Source organism: Campylobacter sp. BCW_4341 (assembly GCF_001764255.1).
Taxonomy (GTDB): domain Bacteria; phylum Campylobacterota; class Campylobacteria; order Campylobacterales; family Campylobacteraceae; genus Campylobacter_D; species Campylobacter_D jejuni.
Genome location: NZ_MKAH01000026.1, coordinates 1 through 4104 on the forward strand (window position 1 = coordinate 1; position 4104 = coordinate 4104).

Below are 4104 nucleotides of genomic sequence, written 5' to 3' on the forward strand. Positions count from 1 at the left end.
TATTCCTAGTTTAGTCGAAGTTAAAAATGTTCAAGTTCAAAGCCTAACAGAACAAATAAGCTTTGAGCTAAAACTGGCTAGAGAATATGAACTTGATTACATCTTTGTGTGCAATCATTATACACATTTAACAGAAAATGTAGCAGGAAGTGCATTGACGCGTGAAGAACATGAAAAACTAGCACTCGATGGAAAAAAAGTGAGTGAGTTTAATAAAGAAACAAAAAGATTGAAAAAAGTAAAGGTGGCAGAAATCTTAAATGAAAAGGATAAAAACAAGCAAAATTGGTCTGAAGTATCAAATGTTCAAACTTCTCGTTTGAGAATTTTTTCAGAAAAAGGTGGGGATTGTGATGCAAGAAGTGGCTTTATTTACCATAGGCATTTACATAGAAGTATAAAAACAGTTTTTAAAGAAATATATCTGCACCATATAAAAGGAGTAGCACCTAATAAAATAGTGATAAAAAGATTAAATTTAAATAATGCAGAAGATTTAGAAGAAGTTTTTAACGAAAATCAGAATCTTCAGAAAAGTTAAAGGAAGGTTTGTGAGAATGCAAAAGGATTATAAATGCTAAATAAAATAACAATCAAAGGATATAAATCCATAAAAGATTTATCCAAATTTGAGCTTAAAAATTTAAATATCTTAATCGGTGCAAATGGTGCAGGTAAAAGTAATTTTATTTCAGTATTTAAAATGCTTAATGCTTTATTTAATAAAAATTTGCAATTTTTTACACAAGATAAAGGACCTGATAATTTTTTACATTTTGGCAGAAAAAAGACTGAAAATATATATCTTGAATTTGCTTTTGGCAAAAATGGTTATTATGCTACCTTTGTTCCAACGAGTGAAAATAAGCTTATGATATTAAATGAATATATTTTCTTTGATGGAGACTATAAAGACTATAAAGAACCTATAGGAAGTAATCAACTAGAAAGTAATCTTTCAGATATAATAGAACGAAGTTATTCTAAAAAAGTAGCACAACATGTTCTAAATGAAATCAAAAAATGGAAACTTTATCATTTTCATGATACAAGCGATACAGCCAAGATGAAGGGAATGTGTGATGCAAATGACAATCTTATATTTAAAGAAGACGCACAAAATATAGCAGCTTATCTTAAAATGCTTCATGATAATCACAATAATCACTATGAACAAATTTTAACGACTATACAAGATATCGCCCCTTTCTTTGGAGGATTTATTTTTAGAACTAATGAAAATATACAATTAGAATGGTATCATAAAAATAATCCTGATACTCCTTTTAAATCCCATATGCTTTCTGATGGGACTTTAAGATTTATATGTTTAGCTACTTTATTACTTCAGCCTTTTGAGTTGATGTCGGGAACGATTATTATTGATGAACCGGAATTGGGACTACATCCTTATGCATTAAAGGTTTTAAGTGAAATTATTAAGAGAGTGGCTAAAGAAAAGCAACTCATTATTTCTTCACAATCTGTAGAACTGATAAACCATTTTGAAGCGCAAGATATTATAGTAGTAGATAAAGAAAACGATGAATCTACTTTTACAAGAATGGATAATGAAAAATTAGAAGCTTGGCTTGAAGACTATACACTTGGAGAAATTTGGGCAAGTAATCTTATAGGCGGGAGACCAAAATAATGATTACAAGATGTTATGTGATTTGCGAAGGACAAAGTGAGGAAAAATTTATAAATGAAATTTTAGGATCGTATTTTTATAACTCTAATGTTTATCTTACTCCACTTATAATACCTACATCTAAAGGACATAAAGGTGGAGGACTTGCGTATGATAGAGTGGTTGATTTTATTGTTAAAAAATTAAAACAAGATTCACAAGCTTTTATGACAACAATGTTTGATTACTATGGATTGGATAATAGATTTTTAAAAGAAAAACAATGTAATAAAAATATATATGAACACGTTGAAAAAATACAAGAAGAATTTGATAAAATCATTAAACAACAATGCGATACAAATAATTTTTTTAGCTATATACAGCCACATGAATTTGAAAGTTTGCTTTTTAGTGATATTACAAAAATAATTAAAGCAGATGCTGAATGGAATAAAAAACTTATTTATAAACTAGAAGACATTGTCAAAGAATTCGATAATCCAGAATTTATTAATAATAGTAAAGAAACAAGTCCTTCAAATAGATTAAAAAAGATTTTATCTTTTCCAAGCTATAATAAAATCTTGCACGGTGGAAGAATCGCTAAAGAAATAGGCATAGATAATATAAGATTAAAATGCCGACATTTTAATAAATGGTGTGAAAAAATTCATAGTTTAGGCAACAAAAAGGAAAATAGTGAAAAATAAAAATTTATTTCACAAGAATTTGAAAAAGGTTTTTAAAAATAGCAATAAAAACACCTCAAACACCTTCAGGAATTAAAATGAAACAAAATATAAGCGCTAATCAAGTAAGTTTTTACCTTTTTTCTACAAAAACCTTTAGCGATGAAAAATATCTTGATGCTTGGAGTTTAAAAGGGAATCGTTTAAATTCTCAAGATTGGTTTGAATTTAAACAAGCTAATAAAGGTAGTTTTTATAACAAACATTTAAATGATACTTTAAAAGCCATGCAGAAACTTAAAGCTTATTTTAGTATCGATAAATTTGAAGGCATAAATTTACATGGAAATGATGAATGGTGCGATTTTCTACCTTCAAATTATCTCCAAATTTACGATAGGCTATGTTTAGATAAAAGCAAATATATTTTACATAGATATTATCAAGAAAATGATTTAAGCGAAATAGGAGCACTTAAAAATCTTTCTCCTAATTTTCCTTTTTGGAATGAAAGTGGTGAAAATTTTTCTCAAAATCAAATCAATGCTTTTATAGATAAAGACAACTTAGCACCCTATTTCAATAAATATGATGTTTATTTTAACTCTTCGCTTAATTTAACTTTTAATTTCAGTGATGAAAGCTTAAAATATCTAGTTGATAATTATAATCATAGAATCAGTCATACTTTTATCCCAAAAAATCAAGAGCAACTAGAAAAAGAATTAAATTTAAGCAAAAATGAAAAAATTATTTTAGAACTTCAAAATATGTTTTTAGATCTTTGTAAAGGCATCAGCGCTGATTATGCTTTTATGGATTTTTCTTATTTTTTTTCGGGTTATAACTATATATTAAATTCTAAAGATAATGCTTTTAAATCTTATCCCATTAATCAAGATAAATTAATTCATAAAAGAAGTTTTAAAGAATATATAGAAGAATACGCAAATACTTACTTTTTAAATTATTATTCTAAAGAGTTTTTAAAAGAACTTGATAATCAAGAGTTAAATGAAGATAGACTTAATCATTATCTTATCAATTACAACAAAATCCCAAAAAAAGTCGAAGAAGAAAATATACAAGGTTTACTCTCTAAACAAAAAGATACAAATATTAATTTTGTAAATTTTATAGATTATCAAGATTATGTTTATAACAATAAAGATGATTTTTGGAATTTGTCTTCAGAGGAAAATTCTATGCTTTGGGAAAAATTTTTAAGTAAAAATACCTTAAAACCTTTTCCTTTAAACTTTGATTGCTCCTTAGAAGAAAAATTTCTTTATGCTAAAGATGAGCAATTAGAAAACATTCTCAAATCTCACAAGGCTTTTCATGGCTAGAAAAAGAAAGATAACTATTCCTAGAATAGAAGATATTAATGTAACTCTTGATACTTCTTGTTTGCATCCTATCTTAGAAGATAATACTTTATTATGCTTACATGGAGGTAGAGTCAATTTAAAAGCAAAAAAGGCTAAAAGAATAAAATATAATAATGTTCCTATTATGTTACACGATGAAATACAAGGAGCTAGTATAAGTGGATGTTTAAATCCTCCAGTAGCTGGAGGACCTTGTACTAAAGTTGCTTTGGTATTTCCTTATACTTATTCAAAGCATAAAATCAATAATAAATATTCCGTTTATCAAATGGGCTTAATAGGAGTAAGTAATAAAGGCTATCCTGTACTTTCTATACCTAAAGGCAATAAGATTAAATTTGCTTTAACTAAAATACAAGCTAGTCCTCTTGCTAAGATTAAGTATGAT

The 4104-nt window shown here is 27.0% G+C and carries 4 protein-coding genes and 1 pseudogene; all 5 read left to right on the plus strand.

Translation table 11 applies throughout. The features are described 5' to 3' along the window. The coding region (locus tag AJN70_RS04110) for a putative toxin (RefSeq protein WP_261669704.1) at positions 1 to 541 on the plus strand (541 nt) is incomplete at its 5' end. Between the two features lie 33 nt (positions 542 to 574). Then, positions 575 to 1654, plus strand: coding sequence for an AAA family ATPase (locus AJN70_RS04115; RefSeq protein WP_070295511.1), 1080 nt, complete (start codon positions 575 to 577; stop codon positions 1652 to 1654). Then, the gene (locus AJN70_RS04120; protein WP_070295510.1) at positions 1654 to 2346 is read left to right on the plus strand and encodes a DUF4276 family protein; all 693 of its coding nucleotides are present in this window, start codon (positions 1654 to 1656) and stop codon (positions 2344 to 2346) included. Before AJN70_RS04115 ends, AJN70_RS04120 begins: the two co-directional genes overlap by 1 nt. Before the next feature lie 77 nt (positions 2347 to 2423). After that, positions 2424 to 3674, plus strand: coding sequence for a hypothetical protein (locus AJN70_RS04125; protein WP_070295509.1), 1251 nt, complete (start codon positions 2424 to 2426; stop codon positions 3672 to 3674). Next, a pseudogene (locus AJN70_RS04130) lies at positions 3667 to 4104 on the plus strand (hypothetical protein); the annotation flags it as partial. The gene AJN70_RS04125 and the pseudogene AJN70_RS04130, both read left to right, overlap by 8 nt.

Bases quoted from the DNA above. Each gene is read 5' to 3' on its own strand.
- AJN70_RS04120 (WP_070295510.1), top strand. From the start codon at position 1,654: ATGATTACAAGATGTTATGTGATTTGCGAAGGACAAAGTGAGGAAAAA.
- AJN70_RS04125 (WP_070295509.1), top strand. From the start codon at position 2,424: ATGAAACAAAATATAAGCGCTAATCAAGTAAGTTTTTACCTTTTTTCT.
- AJN70_RS04115 (WP_070295511.1), top strand. From the start codon at position 575: ATGCTAAATAAAATAACAATCAAAGGATATAAATCCATAAAAGATTTA.